The 19,048-nt window shown below is 34.1% G+C and carries 17 protein-coding genes; 10 read left to right on the plus strand and 7 right to left on the minus strand.

Annotated elements, in window-relative coordinates:
• Window position 1 precedes the first annotated feature (1 nt).
• The 4 genes from GYY69_RS06725 to GYY69_RS06740 all read left to right on the plus strand — a co-directional run bounded on the left by GYY69_RS06725 (window position 2) and on the right by GYY69_RS06740 (window position 3,494).
• Window positions 2-991, plus strand: coding sequence for a protein NO VEIN domain-containing protein (locus tag GYY69_RS06725; protein WP_174796981.1), 990 nt, complete (start codon window positions 2-4; stop codon window positions 989-991).
• 907 nt (window positions 992-1,898) lie between these two features.
• Entirely contained in the window at window positions 1,899-2,405 is a 507-nt protein-coding gene (locus GYY69_RS06730) for a hypothetical protein (protein ID WP_174796982.1), read from the plus strand.
• A gap of 213 nt (window positions 2,406-2,618) precedes the next feature.
• Window positions 2,619-2,825: a hypothetical protein gene (locus GYY69_RS06735; protein WP_174796983.1), complete on the plus strand. Its 207-nt coding sequence runs from the start codon at window positions 2,619-2,621 to the stop codon at window positions 2,823-2,825.
• A 240-nt stretch (window positions 2,826-3,065) separates the two neighbouring features.
• Window positions 3,066-3,494, plus strand: a complete 429-nt coding sequence (locus tag GYY69_RS06740) for a hypothetical protein (RefSeq protein ID WP_174796984.1) — start codon at window positions 3,066-3,068, stop codon at window positions 3,492-3,494.
• Window positions 3,495-4,233: 739 nt separating this feature from the next.
• On the opposite strand, the gene GYY69_RS06745 is transcribed toward GYY69_RS06740, so the two are convergent.
• Genes GYY69_RS06745 through nikA form a run of 6 tightly spaced genes read right to left on the minus strand, consistent with a single transcriptional unit; the run spans window position 4,234 to window position 10,569 of the window.
• Window positions 4,234-5,559 (minus strand): MATE family efflux transporter, encoded by a 1,326-nt coding sequence (locus GYY69_RS06745; protein ID WP_174796985.1) that lies wholly within the window; start codon window positions 5,557-5,559, stop codon window positions 4,234-4,236.
• 3 nt (window positions 5,560-5,562) lie between these two features.
• The gene (locus tag GYY69_RS06750; RefSeq protein ID WP_174796986.1) at window positions 5,563-6,342 is read right to left on the minus strand and encodes an ABC transporter ATP-binding protein; all 780 of its coding nucleotides are present in this window, start codon (window positions 6,340-6,342) and stop codon (window positions 5,563-5,565) included.
• The gene (locus GYY69_RS06755; protein ID WP_174796987.1) at window positions 6,343-7,209 is read right to left on the minus strand and encodes an ABC transporter ATP-binding protein; all 867 of its coding nucleotides are present in this window, start codon (window positions 7,207-7,209) and stop codon (window positions 6,343-6,345) included.
• Window positions 7,206-8,036, minus strand: coding sequence for a nickel/cobalt ABC transporter permease (opp1C, locus tag GYY69_RS06760; RefSeq protein WP_065637666.1), 831 nt, complete (start codon window positions 8,034-8,036; stop codon window positions 7,206-7,208). Before opp1C ends, GYY69_RS06755 begins: the two co-directional genes overlap by 4 nt.
• Window positions 8,033-8,977 carry a nickel/cobalt ABC transporter permease gene (gene opp1B, locus GYY69_RS06765; RefSeq protein WP_174796988.1) on the minus strand — a complete coding sequence of 315 codons (945 nt, stop codon included), beginning with the start codon at window positions 8,975-8,977 and terminating at the stop codon, window positions 8,033-8,035. Before opp1B ends, opp1C begins: the two co-directional genes overlap by 4 nt.
• Window positions 8,978-9,003: 26 nt before the next feature.
• A complete protein-coding gene (gene nikA, locus GYY69_RS06770; RefSeq protein WP_174796989.1) occupies window positions 9,004-10,569 on the minus strand; it encodes a nickel ABC transporter substrate-binding protein in 1,566 nt (521 codons plus the stop codon).
• 301 nt (window positions 10,570-10,870) lie between these two features.
• Between nikA and rhlE the strand changes: the two genes are divergently transcribed.
• From rhlE to GYY69_RS06785, 3 genes are all read left to right on the plus strand, one after another.
• Window positions 10,871-12,184, plus strand: coding sequence for an ATP-dependent RNA helicase RhlE (rhlE, locus tag GYY69_RS06775; RefSeq protein WP_174796990.1), 1,314 nt, complete (start codon window positions 10,871-10,873; stop codon window positions 12,182-12,184).
• Between the two features lie 27 nt (window positions 12,185-12,211).
• The gene (locus GYY69_RS06780; protein WP_194240614.1) at window positions 12,212-12,547 is read left to right on the plus strand and encodes a YggL family protein; all 336 of its coding nucleotides are present in this window, start codon (window positions 12,212-12,214) and stop codon (window positions 12,545-12,547) included.
• Between the two features lie 226 nt (window positions 12,548-12,773).
• The gene (locus GYY69_RS06785; RefSeq protein WP_174796991.1) at window positions 12,774-13,082 is read left to right on the plus strand and encodes a hypothetical protein; all 309 of its coding nucleotides are present in this window, start codon (window positions 12,774-12,776) and stop codon (window positions 13,080-13,082) included.
• 83 nt (window positions 13,083-13,165) lie between these two features.
• Here GYY69_RS06785 and GYY69_RS06790 read toward each other — a convergent pair whose 3' ends face one another.
• Window positions 13,166-14,758, minus strand: coding sequence for an ABC-F family ATPase (locus GYY69_RS06790; RefSeq protein ID WP_174796992.1), 1,593 nt, complete (start codon window positions 14,756-14,758; stop codon window positions 13,166-13,168).
• A 793-nt stretch (window positions 14,759-15,551) separates the two neighbouring features.
• Between GYY69_RS06790 and GYY69_RS06795 the strand changes: the two genes are divergently transcribed.
• The 3 genes from GYY69_RS06795 to GYY69_RS06805 all read left to right on the plus strand — a co-directional run bounded on the left by GYY69_RS06795 (window position 15,552) and on the right by GYY69_RS06805 (window position 18,949).
• A complete protein-coding gene (locus GYY69_RS06795; protein WP_174796993.1) occupies window positions 15,552-16,337 on the plus strand; it encodes a hypothetical protein in 786 nt (261 codons plus the stop codon).
• A 26-nt stretch (window positions 16,338-16,363) separates the two neighbouring features.
• Window positions 16,364-16,831: a 6-phospho-3-hexuloisomerase gene (gene hxlB, locus GYY69_RS06800; RefSeq protein ID WP_202984963.1), complete on the plus strand. Its 468-nt coding sequence runs from the start codon at window positions 16,364-16,366 to the stop codon at window positions 16,829-16,831.
• A 429-nt stretch (window positions 16,832-17,260) separates the two neighbouring features.
• Window positions 17,261-18,949, plus strand: coding sequence for a ShlB/FhaC/HecB family hemolysin secretion/activation protein (locus tag GYY69_RS06805; RefSeq protein WP_174796994.1), 1,689 nt, complete (start codon window positions 17,261-17,263; stop codon window positions 18,947-18,949).
• The last annotated feature ends 99 nt before the right edge of the window (window positions 18,950-19,048 follow it).

The following is a 19,048-nucleotide window of genomic DNA, read 5'->3' on the forward strand; positions in this document are numbered from 1 at the left end:
TATGAAAATATTGTTCTGTAATATTGGTTGGATGAAGAATTATCAAGGACAAACAGATGACGATCTTTTAATTGGAGGCGGTTCTTTCGTTAATGAGCATGGGTATGGTGGGGAAGTAACAAATTTCTATTCAATGAATGGGCATTGTTATGGATATGTTCGAGTAGACAAAAAAACTAATAATCTAAACTTAGAAAGAATTGAAAAAGTAAACAAAGTAGATAAAGATTTTATAGATGATGTCTGTGTTGTATGGGTTGCCAGAGATCCTATAGAAAAAAAAGGGAATGTTATTGTTGGGTGGTATAACAATGCTAGGGTATACCGTTATAAACAAAAATCTTCTTTTTTAGAAAGTGATAGTGGTTATTGGTTTGAATCTAATGAAGATAATTGCGTTCTACTTCCATTTGAAGAAAGAGATATTATTTGCCCGAGATTTAAAAAAGGTTTTATGGGGAGGACCCAATATTGGTATGCCGATAGTGACGAGAGTATTGACTTTATAAAATCAATTAAAAAATTCATTAGCAACTATACAGAATTTGTTGCGTCAACAAAATCAAAAAAAGGAATTTTTAACACTAATCCAGAGTTAAAAAAGAAGACAGAAAAAAAAGCTGAAAAACGAGTAATACAATATTATAAAACAAATGGATATACAGTTGATAATGTAGCTAAAGAAAATAAAGGCTGGGATCTGGAAGCCAAGAAAAATAACACTACAATTTGTATTGAAGTTAAAGGATTATTTGGTGATGGAAAACGAATTATACTAACACCCAATGAATATAAACATTTTATGGAAAAAGATAGTAACTACAAATTATGTATTGTTAATAATGTTATGTCAGATAAATATTACAATCTGTATATTTGCTATTTTTGTACTAAAAATAAAAAATGGGTTGTTATCCATCATAAAAATAACACGATAGATTTAAAACCTAAAATTGAAGAAAAAATATCTGCTATTGTTACATTAGAATAATGATAGTGAATTGGTGGTTGAGAGTGATTTTATATAGTCTAATGTGCCTATATATGCATTCTCAACCTATTGATTAAATTGTAACTTATTGTTTTTAAACGTTACATTAAAGAATTCATAATCGATTGGTCACTGGTTCAAGTCCAGTAAGGTCACCATCAAATGATTTATCACTTTTCACAATTTTTCATTTTAGTAAATAAAATCATGAAATTAGTTAAAAATCGTTTATTGTTTATATTTATTCAAGTTAATTTTACTGTCTTTTTTTCATGATTAAATCCTCTTTTTCTGTACTATTTTAGGGGGGATAGTTACAGGTGGATGATTTATTAAAACAATAGTGATAAAAATTATTTAGGAAAGGCATCGATTTTATTGAAGTTTTCTGTTTGACCATTTTTATTAAAATTAATTAGTTATATGGTTAAGATCCCATCAATGCCTCAAACTTAAGTGGTATGGCATAACGGCGTTTAGATTTATTAACAAATAAGCCTAGCTGAAAATTTGGAAAATTGGTTTAACTTAATTAACTACCCCTCACCCCACAACAAGCCAGCTACCTACTCACTTGGCAACGTAGTGTATACCCGATTAATGTGGATTTGGGCTTTATTGAGAGCTTAAAGGAGCAGTTTTTTTAGGTGTTTTATTGGTTAGATGTCCAATATAAAAATTCAATAAAATCAATGTTTTTCTACGTTTTTCTATTTGACAACCTAGCTAGTGCTGGATTATGAATACAATTAAAAGTCTGCCATTATGTTGCCTTTATTTGAGTAAATTTGGCATATTCAAGGCGTTATTTTTGCATAACCTGTTAATTAATTGTTGAATTTGTAATCATTGTTGTGCATTATTCTTTAGATAAATACACTATGTTAATACGAAAAAGGAGTGCTAATTGAGATTAGTAACCAAACAGAGGCTCCAAAAAGTGCTCAACATTGGTACATTGCTTATTGCCTTTGCTATTTGTTATTTATTTATGATTATTCCTATATTGGCGACTATTAAGTTTGATTCTTCTTCAAATATTTACTTGCCTATTATTTTTCTGTTTTTAGGTTTAACCCTATTGATCGAAGTTGTTTTATTTGTTTTGATGTTGATAAAACTGTTTACTGAGCCAAATACCTGCCAATTTACCTCGTTTTTAGGGCTGTTTTTAGGCGAACTGTTTTGTATTTTTTGGGGTGGAGCTGTTTTCTTTAGTGCTGTGGCTTACCGTATTGGTTTAAATGAATTTTTTGTTTTTTTATGTGCATTTTTATTTCCAGTTTTAAGTGGCTTGGCATATGGCATATTGTTTATTATTAAGGCATTAAGATGGTTGATTTGCTTTGTGTTAAAACAAAATAGTAACGCTATTTTAAGCAAGCCCCATGATCCCAATTTTTCAAAACGATAGCAATATCAAAAGGATTGGTTTATTTAAAAAAAACAAAATAAAAACTTCAATAAAATAAATGCACTTTCAAAAAGTTTTTTTGTGTAATAAAAATAAATATTTTATTGATTTTTTTGTTGAAAAATTGTACTTGCTTTTTTCTTAAATCAGCGCTTATATATACATTGATAAGTAATTGGACTTATCGACAATTTTATTAGGAGGAAACTTATCATGGTACAAAAATTTGCTCCATATGGTAGTGATGTTTCGGCTGGTACTTATAAGTGTGCCGATTGTGGCTATATGTATTCAAACCAAAGCAAAAAATCGTTACCTCCTTGCCCTGATCATAATAAAAAACCGCATAGCAAAAATGGGTGGTATATTATGTCTGGGCAGGGTGATTCAGTTAAAGATCCTCATCCAAATAAAAAGTGATTTTAGTCAGTTAATACGATTAAAGGCAGCCATTGGGTTGCCTTTTTTTGATTGTGTCGATTTTAGATAATTACCGTTTTGATAAATATTTTATTCTGCTTTATTTTTATAATAAAATTAATATTTTATTATTTTTCTCTGATTTTTTGTGTAAAATAACAACCTAATTAGGCTTATCGAAACCAATAATGCCGTTAAAATAATATAACTGGATTAAGATTCAATATAAGGAATACTGAAGTGAAAAAACGAATAAAATTGGCTGTGCTAGTTTCTGCTTTTTTTATGATTTCGAGCGCGTATAGTGCCGAATTGCCTCCGTCAGCAAATATAACTAAAGCCTTTGCGGATAGTGCTAAAAGATCGATATTAGGCGAAGGTGGAACATTTCCGGTTAAAGTCGAAGCGGGTTACGAAGTCACTAATATTTTTTATAACCTTAATAGCGTCGTTTTTGAATACAATATGCCAACCGATAGCCAAAGTGCATCAATGGAAGATATCACTGAAGGCATTAGGCTTGGTCTGAATGCGCAATTTTGTGACAAGCAAGACGTGATTGATGTGTTACGTGCTTATGATATTCGCTTCTTATTCCGCTTGCAATTCAACGATAATCGTAATGTGCCTGCAACACTATCAATTGATGAAATTTGTCAAAAACAATAAACAGATTATTGATTGCAGCCGCATTAATGCGATGTTTGCTCTCTTAAAGTCGGTTGTAAAATTATCGGTAATTTTGCAACCTGAGTATAATAAAAAACTTTAAATTAGTATTTTTATTTGTTCTCCACGGTAAAGTTAAGTATTGTTTTTTAGTGTCAAACTTATTTTATTTTTAAAAGATTAATGGGTTACGCAATTCATTATAATTTTCCATTGTTATTGGAATAGATTAAAAAATTAACGATTAAATAATGTTGTAATTAATTTAAAGAATAAAAACGAGAAAGTTCAATCTGTTAAAACAAGAAAATAACTTAAGTACATTTAAATTCATTCTATTTTCAATAGTTACTTTTGGTATTTATGATTTAGTATGAATTTATAAATGTAATAAGTTAATCAATAAAACTCTTGGTGTGAAAGTAACAAGTGATGCTTACATCATTATGCTAATTATTTTTAGCATTATTTTACTTTTTGCTGATGGTATATCTCTGTTATATCAAAATAAATTTATTGAAATAATAATGCACCTAATTTTTGTCATTAGCCTTTTTATGTTTATTCACTGGGCAAATTGCGCAAGATGTGTATTAATTTACTATTGTTTAGGTGAAGATAATATTAAACCGAAAACAAAAGTATTATACGCGATTATCTTTGGTATTTTTTATATAAACTATCTGATCAATGTTTTAGTTAGCATAAAGCCCAGATATCGAGCAGATAGTTTAGTTGATTAGTATAATAGATAATTTTTGGATTTTTTTATCCAGATGACTAAAAATAAGGTTCTACCTAAACTAAATAAAATATAAGAAAGCCATAACCCGTTATTACCCCAGATTGGTACGCAAATATATTGCGATACTAACCATAATATTAAAGAAAGTATCATTGAATCACGGATAGACGAAGTATAGCTAATGCCCGAAAAGACGCCGTAATAGATCAAACCACCTGCTACCACGATAGGGAAGATGATTAACCAAGGTTGATATTGCAAGCAAATGTCAATAATGTCAATTTGATTGGTGAGTAATTTGATAATAGTAGTATCAAGGGTCAACCAAATTGCAACTAATAGGATTGGACAAATAATACAGGCAAGTTTTGACCAGCGTAACGTTTGACTGTATAAAGTAATGTCTTTAGTGCCTTTTGCTTTGCCACTAAATACGCTTGATGCGTTGGCAAAGCCGTCAAATAGATAAGCCATTAAGTAATGAATTTGGAATAAGACAGCGTTAGCGGCTAATATTTCGGTACTAAAACTAGAGCCAATCGAGATAAAGTGATTGGTGACAATTAACAAACAAATAGTTCGAATCATTAAATTGCTATTCACTAAAATCACGCCTTTTAATGATTGCCAAGATAATATTGTGGCGAGGTCGGTTTTTTGCTTGGCTTTAGGTAAATAACGATAAATAAACCAAATGCCTAATAATGTGCAGATTATTTGCGCGCTTAAGGTTGCAAAGGCGACACCTGATACATCAAATTGAAATCCCCATACCAAAATCATTGCCATAACAATATTTAGTAGATTGATTAATACCTGCAAAAATAATACGGCTTTTATTTTCGCCATGCCCATTAGCCATCCCACTAAAACGTAATTGATTAACACAAACGGCGCACCCCAAATCAGGATAGTAAAATAGGTGTGTGCGTGATGTTTTACGTCTTGATTTGGTTTAATAATCTGCATTGCGGTATTGAAGATTACGCTTTGACAAATGATAAAAATGATACCTAATAAAATTGCAATAAAAAGAGGACGGATGAGTGAGGCTCTTAATAAAATGGGATCATCTAATGCTTGTGCTGCAAAACCGGTTGTACTCACACGTAAAAAGCCAAATAACCAATATAGGGTATTAAAAATAACCGTACCAACAGCAATCCCTGCAATAAATGCTGGATTGGGTAAATGACCCACTAGGGCAGTATCTACAACACCGAGTAAGGGCGTTGTAATGGTTGAAATAATAAAGGGAATGACCAGAGCAAGATAACCTTTAAAATTATACTGCTTATTTAATGTTGATGGTGCTGTCATAATTTAAAAACCTAAAATAGAGTCAAGAAGTTGTTTGGAATAAGCATGGTTGACTTGATTTAATTGGTCAATGTTATCCACCTGTTCAACAATGTTGCCTTGATAAAAAAAGATAATACGATCGCATAAATAAGTGATTGTGGTTAAATCATGAGTAATAAAAATCGTGGTTAAGTTGAACTGTTTTTGTAAATCAGCGAGCAAAGATAATATTTGCGTTTGTACTGATATGTCTAAAGAACTGACTGCCTCGTCAAATAAAATAAATTTAGGTGAGCAAGCAATAGCTCGTGCAATGCAGATCCTTTGTAATTGCCCACCGCTCATTTCATGAGGAAAGCGGTTATAAAAGGTGTGATCTAAGCCAACTTGTTCTAAAAGTTCATCAATGCGTTTTTTACGTGCGTTTGATGATATTTTTTCGTAAATATCAATGGGTTCGGCAATAATTTCAGATGCAGTAAAATAGGGATTAACCGAAGCATTATAATCTTGAAATACCGCACTAATGTCTCGCCGCATCGCCGATTTGCGCCAAGCACGTTGTGCGGTATCATATCCATTAAAGTAGATTTTACCACTGTCAGGTTTTTCAAGTCCTAAAATCAGTTTGCCTAACGTGCTTTTACCACTGCCACTTTCACCAATAATGCCTAAGCATTCCCCTTGATATAATGAGAAAGAGACATCTTTAATAATTGGCGTTTTTTTTCGGCTGAATAAGCCTTGATTGGGTTGTAAAAAGGCTTTCTTTACATTTTCAACTTGCAATAACGGTGGCATTTAAATTGTCTCCGATGTTGATGTAAGGGTATTTGGCTGAATAACGGCATTAAATTTGGTTAATAGCTGCTTTCGTGCATTTATTAAATATTGTGTATAGCCATTTTCAGAATGATAAAAGATATGCTCACAGCTACCTTGTTCGACAATTTTGCCTCGGTTCATCACAATAATATGATCTGCTATATGATGAATAACACCCAAATCATGCGAGATAAAGATTATGGCTGTTTTAGATTGTTGTTTGATTTGTTCAAACATTTTTAAAATATGAAACTGGCTAATTGAATCTAAAGCTGTTGTGGGCTCATCAGCAATAATTAGTTCAGGTTCAAGCATTAGAGCAATACCAATCATGATTCGTTGCAACATTCCACCACTGAGTTGATGAGGATATTTATTATAAACTTGTTTAGGATCATTAAGTCCAATATCTGCCATCATGTTAAGGGCTTTTGTTATGGCTTCACTTTTGCTGATTGATTGGTGGGCAAGTAATGTTTCGACCACTTGTTTACCAATACGATAAAGGGGATCAAAAGCACTCATAGGGTGTTGTAAAATGACCGAAATCACATTGCCACGAATGAATCGTAGTGTTTCTCTAGTCTGTTTTAATAAATCACTATTTTCTGGTAACTGAATGTTGGCGTTTTGCGGTGAAAAAAGAATTTTACCTTGAACAGAAAAATAGGGCTCTAATAAGCCAATAATGGCTTTGCATGTTAAACTTTTACCACTACCGCTTTCGCCAACAATGCCGAGGCATTGTCGATGTTTAAGGTAAAATGAAATGTCATTGAGCAATTTTTGATTACTATCAAGTGTTACGGTTAGATTCTTAACCTCAAGCAATTTGTCACTCATGCAGTTTTTTCCTTTGGATCAAGAATATCTCGCAAGCAGTCCCCGAGCATATTAAAGGCAGCAACAACAATTAGAATAGCAATGCCAGGAAAGACCATTTGCATAGGGTGCTGAACCATTACGTTTTTCGCTTCACTTAACATCAGCCCCCATTCAGCCGTTGGCGCTTGTACACCTAATCCAATAAAAGAGAGTGCTGAGATGTTTAAAATAACCCAACCGGTGTCGAGGGTTGCAAGCACAATGAGTTCAGAGATGATATTTGGTAATAAATGACGGCGAATAATAAAACAATGGGGCGCGCCAATTGCTCGCGAAAAAAGAATATAGTTTTTACGACTATATTTAATTACACAGCTGCGGATCATTCGGCTATACCAAGCCCACTTTACAACAATATTGGCGATAATGACATTTTCGATTCCAACGCCAAGTACCCCAACAATGGCAAGTATCATCACTTGGCTCGGGAAGGAGAGCATAATATCACACGCTCTCATAATCATTTCATCAAGCTTACCTCTTTTATAGCCCGAAATTAAGCCAATTATTGAACCAATGATAATGGTAATTGTCATGGTTAATAACGATAAAAAGAGCGTTGTACGAATACCATAAAGTAATCGCGAAAAGATATCTCGACCTAAATGATCACATCCAAGCCAATGTTCGGTAGAAATGCTGGCATATTTGCGCACTATTCGAACTTTATTGGGGTCAAATGGTGCAATATAGGGGGCAAAAATACCTAAAATTATAATAGTGGCAATGATGATTAAACAACATAGCCCAATTTTATTTTTAACAAGTTGTTTAAGTAAATTCATGAAATGTTACCACTATCTCTTAATCGTGGATCGAATAATTGGTGTAAAACATCGACAATAAAATTACAAACCACAAATAAAATAGCCATCATTAAGATATAAGCCTGAATAACTGGGTAATCTCGGTTCATAATTGCTGAAATACATAAGCGTCCAAGCCCTGGCCATGAAAAAATATATTCAACCACAAATGAGCCAGCGATGAGTTGTGGAATAGTCATACCCAGCGCAGTGATTGTGGTATGCAATGAATTAACTAATACATGTTTTAAAATGATGACTCGTTCTTTTAGTCCGCGACTGCGGGCATAAAAAATAAAATAGTTATGCATATTTTCGATCATATTATTTCGAATAAAACGAACATAAGTAGAAATATACACAAATGATAACGTCAAGGTGGGTAAAATTAAATTTTGCCAAGAACCATAACCACCAGTTGGTAATAGGTCAAGATAGTTAGCAAATAGCCAAATCAATAATAGACCAAGCCAATAACTTGGCATGGCAGTACCTAAAAATATGATTATACGCAAAATATGATCAAATATTGAGTTGGAAAAAATGGCGCATAATACACCCAGTACTAGACTAATAATCAAGGTAAAAATAAAAGATGAAGTGGCTAAAATAAGCGTGGGTTTTAAACAGCGGATCATCTCGTCCCAGACTAATCTGTCGCGCTCGATAAATGAACGTCCAAAATCAAGATGAAAGACATTATATAGCCAATTAAAATAGCGTTGCCAAAACGGTTGGTTTAGACCAAGTTCTTGACTCATACTTTCAATTGCTTCAGGGGTTGGCATTATTTCGTTTAAGCGTAATGCCACTTCTGCTGGATCTGAGGGGGCTAAGTTAATTAGCAAAAATGCGATAAATGAGATACCGATAACAATCGGTATCATCATTATTAAACGTCTTATTATATAATTTAACATTTTTATTAAGTAATAAAATAAGTCAATTAATAGTGCATTTTGTCAAATGGAATATCAAATTGCGAAGGTGCAAATTCGATGCCTTTTAATGATTTGATGGCAATAGCACGGTTACGTTCATAAGTTAAAGGAATATAGACCGCCTCGTTATGCAGTGTTTCAAGTACATAGCGATAAAGTTCTTGTCGTTCTTTTTCATCAGTTGAGATCAGGGCTTTACTAATATTGGCATCAATTTGAGACTTTTTTTGTAAACCTTGCTGAGCGATATAGTCGCCATATACAGGCAGTTTCATACCGGCTAAGAAAGATTGAGGATCATATGGCATACCCCATGAAATATCAAAAACCATATCAAAGTCGCCAGCTTTTTGACGATCACGATAGCCTTGTTCTTCTTCACCATGGATATTGAGTTTTAATCCTACTTGCTCAAATTCATCTTGCATGTATTGCGCAATAGTTTTTTGCGAGGCTGTGTTGCTATCATAATAAAGCGTAATTTCGAAAGGTTTTCCATCTTTTTGGCGGTAATGTTGACCATTAACCTTAACCCAACCCGCTTTATCCAGCAGTTGTTCTGCTAATTTTGTATCATATTGGTAGGGTTTTAAACCGATATTAGCATAAGGAATATTGGTTGCCATTAACGTATCTGCTGGCGCTTCACTGCTATTAAAGATCCCTTCAGAAATATCTTTTTTACTGATGATATGTTCAATTGCTCGTCGTACATTGACATCGTTAAGCTGGGGTCTTGTGGTATTCATTAAGACCATTCGGCTAGAAACAGGCTTTGACATTAATGTTTGAAATTTATCCATTTTAGCAAATCGTTCATACGAATCAGCATCAACCATGTTTTTGCCATAAATAAGATCAATTTCACCTTTTTCAAGCGCCATTAAACGGCTTTGATTATCAGCAATGACCTTCATTTTTACTGTTTTTATTTGCGGCTTTTTTCCCCAGTAGTTAGGGTTTGCATTAAAAATAGCATACTGATCTTTTTTATGATCGCCTAAAACATAAGGGCCGGTACCAATAAAAGATTTAACGCCATTTTTGGTTTCGCCATCAATCATCGCGTTAGGCGAAATAAAACGCATTGGTCTGGTGACGGCAATTTCAATTAAAAAAGGGTAATAAGGTTCAGATAGATTGACTTGTAAAGTATAATCATCTACCGCCTTAACTTCAGTAATTAAACGTACCATTTCAAGCCATGTATGGCGGACTTTATTGGCAAGGACTGCATCCCAGTTTAATTTGGCACTGTGGGCATCGAATTTAGCGCCATCACTAAAGGTCACATCTTTTCTGAGTTTAAAAGTATAGGTTTTTCCTTGGTTAGTGATAGTCCAGCTTTCTGCAAGCCAAGGGGAAAACGTGCCATCTTCATTATAATGAACAAGTGATTCATACAACATATTTTGAGCCCACATTTCGCCACCATAAAGATGAGGGTTCAAATCACGAATATCGCGGAAGTTTGCAAAGGTGATATCATCTTTAGCAAAACAGTTAAGGCTAAAAAGTGATAAAAGTGCGACCATTAACACATTTTTAATTTGGTTAAAGTTTAAATGCATATGCAATCCAGTAAACTATTGTTGTTAGGGAGCAGAATATTAGCATAATCGCAAATGATAATAAATATCATTTATCTATTTTAATAAAAAAACATATTAAAAATCATTATGATTAAAAATATAAATTGGTGAGTTATTGTCAAGTTGTGTTATATATAACCCTAATTTTATTTTATAATAATAAACAAACAGTAGATTTTATTGTGGAAAATAGGAAGTAACAAAATAAACAGAAAATATTATGGAATTGCTTTATAATATAAGCGGACAATCCACTTTTCATTTATTTAGGAATCATTTCATGTCATTTGACTCTCTTGGCTTAGATGCTAAGATTTTAAAAGCAATTCAAGAACAAAACTACACTGACCCAACTCCCATCCAACAGCAAGCTATTCCAGTCATTTTATCCGGTAAAGATCTTATGGCAAGTGCGCAAACCGGTACAGGTAAAACCGCAGGTTTTGGTTTACCCATTTTGCAAAAATGGGTCGAACAGCAAGCGCAAGCAATCAATAAACCTGAGGCGAAAAAAGGCAAACGTCCTTTATATGCATTGATTTTAGCGCCGACTCGTGAGCTTGCTGCACAAATTGGCGAAAATATTCGTGAGTATAGCCGTTATTTACCCATTCGGTCTTTGGTGGTATTTGGCGGAGTAAGTATTAATCCGCAAATGATGAAACTACGTGGCGGTGTGGATGTGTTAATTGCAACACCAGGGCGATTATTGGATTTAGTGCAACAAAATGCCGTGGATCTTTCAACGATTAAAATGCTAGTGTTGGATGAAGCTGATCGCATGTTAGATATGGGCTTTATTCATGATATTCGCCGTGTGATTGCTAAATTACCTAAAAAACGCCAAAATTTGATGTTTTCGGCAACTTTTTCTGATGAAATAAAAGTATTAGCGCAATCGATTTTGCATGCCCCAGAATTGGTTGCTGTTGCGAAAACAAATAGCGCTTCAGAGCAGATCACCCAATATGTGCATCGAGTTGATAAACGTCGTAAACGTGAATTGTTGTCTTATTTAATTGGTAAAAATCAATGGCAACAGGTGTTGGTTTTTACTCGCACGAAATATGGTGCTAATCACTTAGCTGAACAGTTGACTAAAGATGGTATAAAAGCGTCTGCCATTCATGGCAATAAGAGCCAAGGCGCACGCACTAAAGCTTTGGCAGATTTTAAAAGTGGACAAATTAGAGCATTAGTCGCAACCGATATTGCTGCTCGCGGTCTTGATATTGAGTTACTGCCTTATGTGGTTAATTATGAACTTCCACAAGTGGCAGAAGATTATGTGCATCGCATTGGACGAACAGGACGTGCTCAAAATGAAGGGCAGGCTATTTCGCTGGTATGCATTGATGAACTTCCTCAATTAAAAGCGATTGAAAAGTTAATTAAAAAAACGATTCCAGAATTAACAACTCAAGGTTTTGAAGTTGATCCTAAGATTAAAGCTGAACCGATAAAAAAATCATCACAAAGGCGAGCACCACCAAAAAGAGGAAGTGCAAGCGCAAACCGATCGTCGCAGTTCAATCAAAATGGTGTGAAATCATCAAGCCGACATAATCACACTAAAAATAAACAAATTAATTAATATTTAATAATGTAGAAGGAAACTATTATGGTAAATCGCAGCAGACGTTTACGAAAAAAATTACACATTGAAGAGTTTAAAGAGTTAGGCTTTACGGTTATTTGGTCTTTTGACGAAGGTACAAGCGAAGAGACTTTAGATAATATCGTTGATCAGTTTATTCTTGAAGCTATTCAACCCAATGGTTTAGCTTATGAGGGAAGCGGTTATTTAAATTGGAAAGGGATTATTTGCACCCAAAAATTAGGGAATTGTACTGAAGAACATCGTGACATTGTCACAAAATGGCTGGAAACTCACGGTTTGAAAAATGTAAAAACCAGCCAACTTATTGATATTTGGTGGGATGAATTAGAGTTCTAATTCATTGGTCATCTTTAAATAGAAAATAGTCGCAGGTGTGGCTATTTTTATGACTAAAATTACTATTGTAATAATGGGTAATTTGCTTTTTATTATTTATAACTCATCGTACTTATGTTTTCTTAAAATGATCAAACAACGCTGATATAAGTTGGTATAAATCAGTTAGCCTAATTCTATTATCTAAACAATGACTGTCTACTATTTCGGTAAGGGGGCTTGCATAATGGGCGAAGACACTATTTTTAAACTTGATAAAAAATATACGCCTTTTTTATTCAAAGCGATAGAAGCAGCAAAGAAAAGCGAATTTGTGACCAAATATAAATACGATATCGATCATTTTTATATATCTTTTAATAATTATATAAGCATAAATAATGGATTTAGCTGTTATACAATAAGCTTTTATTCGAAAGAGATAACGCAAGATAATTGGATGAACATTGGGGCTGGCGGAATAGTTATAGATGATATAAATGTTGATATAGACATTGATTCTGGCGAAGTTATTTCCATTTATACAAGTCGTTAACAGGAATTAAGGCGTTGTAAAATTTATTGGCAACCAGAATAATAGCCACATTGGTATTTGTGGCCATTTTTATTAATGAATGATTATTCAATTCCTTGACTACGTAAGTAATCTTCATAATTACCCGTATAATCAATTACTTTTTCTGGGGTGATTTCAACAATGCGTGTTGCCAATGAACTAACAAATTCACGGTCGTGCGAAACAAAAAATAGTGTGCCCTGATAAAGCTCTAATGCCATATTGAGTGATTCGATAGATTCCATATCTAAATGGTTAGTTGGTTCGTCCATAACAATAATATTAGGACGTTGCATCATCAATTTACCAAATAACATGCGTCCTTTTTCACCACCAGATAAGACCTTAACTTGTTTTTTAATATCGTCTTGTGAAAATAATAATCGACCTAGAATACTACGCACGGCTTGTTCATCGTCGTTTGGTTGTTTCCATTGGCTCATCCAGTCAAATACCGTTAAATCGCCTTCAAATTCGTACTCATGATCCTGCGCATAATAACCAATATTTGCGTTTTCAGACCATTTTATATTGCCTTGCTCAGGAGTCAGTTCGCCCATTAGCGTTTTTAATAATGTAGTTTTACCAATACCATTAGTCCCTAAAATAGCAACTTTTTCGCCCACTTCAACCATGAGCTTAAGATTTTTAAAAAGAGGGCCATTGTCAAATCCTTTGGTAAGGTCTTCAACAACAAGCGCATTACGAAATAGCTTTTTATCTTGCTCAAAACGAATAAATGGATTTTGTCGACTAGAAGCTTTGACTTCTTCAAGTTTGATTTTTTCAATTTGCCTTGCGCGTGATGTTGCTTGTTTTGATTTTGATGCATTGGCACTAAAGCGACTAACAAAGGATTGCAGTTCACTAATTTGTGCTTTCTTTTTGGCATTGTCGGCTAACAAACGCTCTCTCGCTTGCGTTGATGCGGTCATGTAATCGTCGTAGTTACCCGGATAGATGCGCAATTCACCATAATCTAAATCTGCCATATGGGTACAGACCATATTTAAAAAATGGCGGTCATGCGAAATAATGATCATAGTACTTTCGCGTTGATTTAAGGTATCTTCAAGCCAGCGGATCGTATCAATATCTAAGTTATTGGTTGGTTCATCGAGTAATAAGATATCTGGATTTGAAAATAGGGCTTGGGCTAATAATACCCGCAACTTCCAACCGGGTGCGATTTCGCTCATTAATCCGTAATGTTGCTCAATTGGAATACCAACACCTAATAATAATTCGCCAGCCCGAGATTCGGCACTGTAACCATCCATTTCAGCATATTGGGTTTCTAAATCAGCAACTTTAAAGCCATCTTCTTCACTCATTTCAGGGAGTGAATAGATGCGATCCCGTTCTTGCTTGATCTCCCATAATTCGGTATGTCCCATAATTACGGTATCAAGGACGGTAAATTCTTCAAAAGCAAACTGATCTTGGCGTAATTTACCGAGTCTTTCATGTGGATCTAAAGCCACATTACCTGATGTAGGCACGAGATCGCCACCAATAATTTTCATAAAGGTGGATTTACCACTGCCATTAGCGCCGATTAGACCATAACGATTACCGTTGCCAAATTTAACCGAAATGTTTTCAAATAATGGCTTACTGCCAAATTGCATTGTGATGTTATTTGTACTTAACACGAAAATTGACTCTCTTTAAAATGCGTTTTGCTCAAAAGCAATAATTAGCCTTTGCATGACGTCGCGAAAATATAAATTGGCGCACATTATGCCATAATTAATCATTTTTGAGGATCTTTGTTTTAGATAACGGCATTTAGGAAGGGTATATTTAATTTAATTCTTAACATAGTGTAAAGTATAAAAAAATTCCGTGATGTTTACATTTCATGATTAAAATAATTTCCTAAAATTTACAAGACGTTAGTCGTTTCTCAAATTACTGTCAAAAACGTAAAACATTCCTAAAATATATTTTACCTTTGATTGCAGGTTTATTGGGGAAAAATATAATCACTTGATATACCGTATAGCCCATTGATTGTTATTAAAATTTTTAAATAAAATCAATGCACTACATGAATAATTTTTATTGTAACATGCACTAATCTTTTACAACATCTGAAGACTATTGATTTGTTGTTGAAAAGTATCGACAATTCAATCCTGACAAAATTTAAATTTTATACTCAATCACTTTTTATACTTAAACACATAGTTACCTGAAACTTTTTGACAAAATTTTCAGGATTTTCATCACAGACAAAAAGCGCCCTAGTAAATCAATAATTATCTTTTTACACACCTTAACAAATACCCTACTTTCAAATTTTCAAAACCCGTTTAATCTATTTATACTTTATATTGAATATATAAAATTAAAACAAATATATATCATGAAAAAGGAATCGGAAGCATGTTAAAATGTTGTTTAATAGCTAGCCATCATTTGGGTTTATTTTTCGGATTGAAAATGAGACGTAATTTATTGGTGGTGAGCATTATTAATTCGCTAATATCTTTTCATTTAGTATTAAATTCGAATTTAAATTTACTTATAAAACCTGCAAGGTTTTTATTATCTTATTTTCCTATCACACTATTATTTATTGTTATAAGCCTATTTTTAGCTGCCAATATCAACATAGCAAATGCCTTAAGTGCGACAACCAGTAATGTAATCAATGGTAGTGCACCATATCTAACCTTTGATGGTGGAGTTACTAGGGCAGAAAACACCGAAGCATTACTTGCAATAACCTTAGCAGATGAAATGGAGATAAAAGCAAATGAAGATTTATCAAGTCTTATAAAACCGATAGAGCTACCGCAAAGTATAAAAAAGTTTAGTGATATAAAAACAGTGGTGCCACTACCAACATCAGGAAATAGCTATTACCCAAGTATTGATTTAAATAGTTTAATTGGTACTTCATACAATTATTGGGGCGATGATGATGGCGATATAAGTGCTACAGGAAGTATAACTGTAAAGTGGCAAGATAATATGGGTAACGATATAACAGCAAACGTAAAAGCAAATCCAACCAAATTATTAAGTACGTCATGTGCTGCAAATTATCAATTAACGATAAAAGCAACCTCCGGCGAATTATTAACACGGTATGGTTCACCTAATAAAAGTACTTTTGATGCAATAGAGCACACTTATTATATTAAACCGCATAGAAATAATATGACCCCTTGTTCAGTATTATATGCACAGCCAAATTTGGCTCATGATAACACTGTGAAATAGCGGCACAAATAGACACAATCAACGAAGTGCAATTATACGAATTTAAAAATGCGATTATTAGTGCAAACCATCTATTTTTAGCGGGAACAGGGCGTTCAGGATTAATGATAAGTGCGTTTGCCAATCGGTTAATGCATTTAGGTTTAAAGGTCAGCTTAATTACCGAAATTAGTAAACCCAAAGCCGATAAAGGTGATTTGCTGATTTTAGGCTCTAATTCAGGCGAAACCAAAAGCTTAATTGCCTATGCACAGCAGGCAAAAGACTTGGGTGTCAAAATCATATTATTTACAACAACCGGTACCTCGACCTTGGCAAAATTAGCCGATAATATGGTTATTATTCCTATAAAACTTGATAAGTTAAACCAACCAATGGGTAGCACATTTGAGCAACTCTCATTACTGACTTACGACAGTCTTATTTATAGTTTGATGGAAAGCTTACAACAGATTCCAGAGGTAATGAAGTGTCGGCATGCGAATATTGAGTGATTTTATGAAATAAAAAGACATGAAAATCAATGTGCTATCTAATTTTTTTTATTTTTTACATGGTTTGAGAACTATAAAATATTGCAATTTTTAATGGTTTATAACTTGTTTAAGTTAGGGATAACGTAAAATTCCCTAACTATTAATTGTATTATTTATCTAGCATCTTTTAAATTTATAATACTAATTCAACAATATTTTTAATATTGCAATTTTCCTTATGTTGAGAATGTAAAAGTGATTAAATTAAATAAAAATCATACAATACAAACTGAATAAGTAATAAAAATATCTTTAAAAATAATATAAAAAATTATTATATAATGAAAGTTATCGGTTTTTATATAGACAATTGATCCGTTTTAGTTTAGTATTTTTGCGTAAATTTTATGTAATAATTGAGTGAAAATTGGACTTTGAAGTGTTGTGATGAAAAAATTTCTATTAAGTTTAGCCTTAGTTATCTGTCCCGTCTCTATTGTATTAGCCGAGCCCCTGTCAACACAAACACTTAGTGACCAGCAGCTGATCCACCAGCAAGAACGTCAAAAAGCTCTGCAAGATTCGTTAAATCCCATCTCACCTGATATCCATTTATTACCACCGAGCACAACAACTGGACAGATAGACTTTCCGGTTGAGTCGTTATGTTTCAATATTAATCAGGTTGAATTAATTGGGCGTGACAAATTACCTTGGTTTATTCCCTTAAAAAAACTTGTACAACAAGCCGAGCATCGCTGTTTGGGTGGGCAAGGAATAAATTTGTTAATGAGTCAGTTACAAGACCGCCTAGTGAGTTATGGTTTTATCACTACCCGAGTTGTTGCCCCCGAGCAAGATTTAGGGGAGGGGACATTAAAATTACTGTTAGTTGAAGGTAAAGTTAGGCGCATAGTCTACAGTGAAGATAGTGATAAATATGCACAACTGTATAGTGCCATGCCAGCAAGAGAAACCCAAATACTCAATCTACGAGATATAGAGCAAGGGCTTGAGAACTTACAACGTTTACCCACAGTGAGTGCACAGATGCAGTTAGTACCAGGGGATAAACCGGGTGAAAGCGATATTGTTATTAGTCGCAAACAAACAAAAATGTGGCGATTAGGATTATCGGTTGATGATTCTGGTACCAAAACAACGGGACGAGACCAAGGCGGAGTTACACTTTACATGGATAACTTATTGTCATTAAGTGATGCATTTTATATCTCTGGTGGGCATGATTTAAATGGTAAAGGCAAATACGGTTCGCGTAACTATTTATTCTCGTATTCGGTGCCTTGGGGTTATTGGTTATTCAATGCCTCGCTATCTGGTAACAAATATCATCAAACGGTAGCAGGACAAAATGAAGATTATAAATACAGTGGACGTAGTCGCAACGGCAATATCCAACTGAGTCGATTGATTCATCGCAATGAATCTCAAAAAACGACATTAAGTTATGGCATTAGCCTACGTCAATCACATAACTATATCAATGATACGGAAATTGAAATCCAGCAACGAAAAACGACGAATTGGCAATTAGGGCTACAACATCGGCACTATATTAACGATATAACATTAGACGCGGGCGTCACGTATCAAAAAGGTGTGCGTTGGTTCAATGCACGAAAAGCGCCAGAAGAGCGTAATCCAGAAGACAACGGTAGTGCACTATCTAATATTTTTTTAGTCAACTTTTCGGCGAATGTCCCCTTTAACTTGGGACAGCAACAATTTCGTTATCGTTTAGACTATCAAGGTCAATATACGCGGGGTGAACGCTTAACTTCACCAGACCAGTTTTCGATAGGCGGACGATGGAGTGTACGAGGTTTTGATGGTGAATTAACCTTAAAAGCTGACCGAGGTTGGTATGTACGTAATGAACTTGCCTGGCAGGCACCTTTTAACCATGAGCCATATTTAGGTATTGACACTGGTGAGGTCTCGGGGGCTAAAAGCGAATATTTGTTAGGGCGGCACCTAACCGGAGGTGTTGTGGGTATTAGGGGTAGCCATTACGGTTTTTACTACGACCTATTTGCAGGTACCCCGATACGCAAACCGAAAGGATTTAAAACCAATCCTTTAGCATTAGGGTTTAACGTAAACTGGAATTATTAACATCTAGCATCAAGAATATAGAGTAGTTAAAGCTATCGAGACACTAGAATAATTAAGGTAATGAAAATAAGGACAAAACGATGAACAGGCATTTATATC

The sequence above is a fragment of the Gilliamella sp. ESL0250 genome, assembly GCF_013345045.1.
Lineage (GTDB): Bacteria > Pseudomonadota > Gammaproteobacteria > Enterobacterales > Orbaceae > Gilliamella > Gilliamella apicola_H.

What these genes read in the sequence shown, in the direction of transcription:
- GYY69_RS06805 (WP_174796994.1), top strand. Translation starts at nt 17,261, where the DNA reads ATGAAAAAATTTCTATTAAGTTTAGCCTTAGTTATCTGTCCCGTCTCT.
- GYY69_RS06735 (WP_174796983.1), top strand. Translation starts at nt 2,619, where the DNA reads ATGGTACAAAAATTTGCTCCATATGGTAGTGATGTTTCGGCTGGTACT.
- nikA (WP_174796989.1), bottom strand. Translation starts at nt 10,569, where the DNA reads ATGCATTTAAACTTTAACCAAATTAAAAATGTGTTAATGGTCGCACTT.
- rhlE (WP_174796990.1), top strand. Translation starts at nt 10,871, where the DNA reads ATGTCATTTGACTCTCTTGGCTTAGATGCTAAGATTTTAAAAGCAATT.
- GYY69_RS06780 (WP_194240614.1), top strand. Translation starts at nt 12,212, where the DNA reads ATGGTAAATCGCAGCAGACGTTTACGAAAAAAATTACACATTGAAGAG.
- GYY69_RS06795 (WP_174796993.1), top strand. Translation starts at nt 15,552, where the DNA reads ATGAGACGTAATTTATTGGTGGTGAGCATTATTAATTCGCTAATATCT.
- GYY69_RS06725 (WP_174796981.1), top strand. Translation starts at nt 2, where the DNA reads ATGAAAATATTGTTCTGTAATATTGGTTGGATGAAGAATTATCAAGGA.
- GYY69_RS06755 (WP_174796987.1), bottom strand. Translation starts at nt 7,209, where the DNA reads ATGAGTGACAAATTGCTTGAGGTTAAGAATCTAACCGTAACACTTGAT.
- GYY69_RS06750 (WP_174796986.1), bottom strand. Translation starts at nt 6,342, where the DNA reads ATGCCACCGTTATTGCAAGTTGAAAATGTAAAGAAAGCCTTTTTACAA.
- opp1C (WP_065637666.1), bottom strand. Translation starts at nt 8,036, where the DNA reads ATGAATTTACTTAAACAACTTGTTAAAAATAAAATTGGGCTATGTTGT.
- GYY69_RS06785 (WP_174796991.1), top strand. Translation starts at nt 12,774, where the DNA reads ATGGGCGAAGACACTATTTTTAAACTTGATAAAAAATATACGCCTTTT.
- GYY69_RS06745 (WP_174796985.1), bottom strand. Translation starts at nt 5,559, where the DNA reads ATGACAGCACCATCAACATTAAATAAGCAGTATAATTTTAAAGGTTAT.
- opp1B (WP_174796988.1), bottom strand. Translation starts at nt 8,977, where the DNA reads ATGTTAAATTATATAATAAGACGTTTAATAATGATGATACCGATTGTT.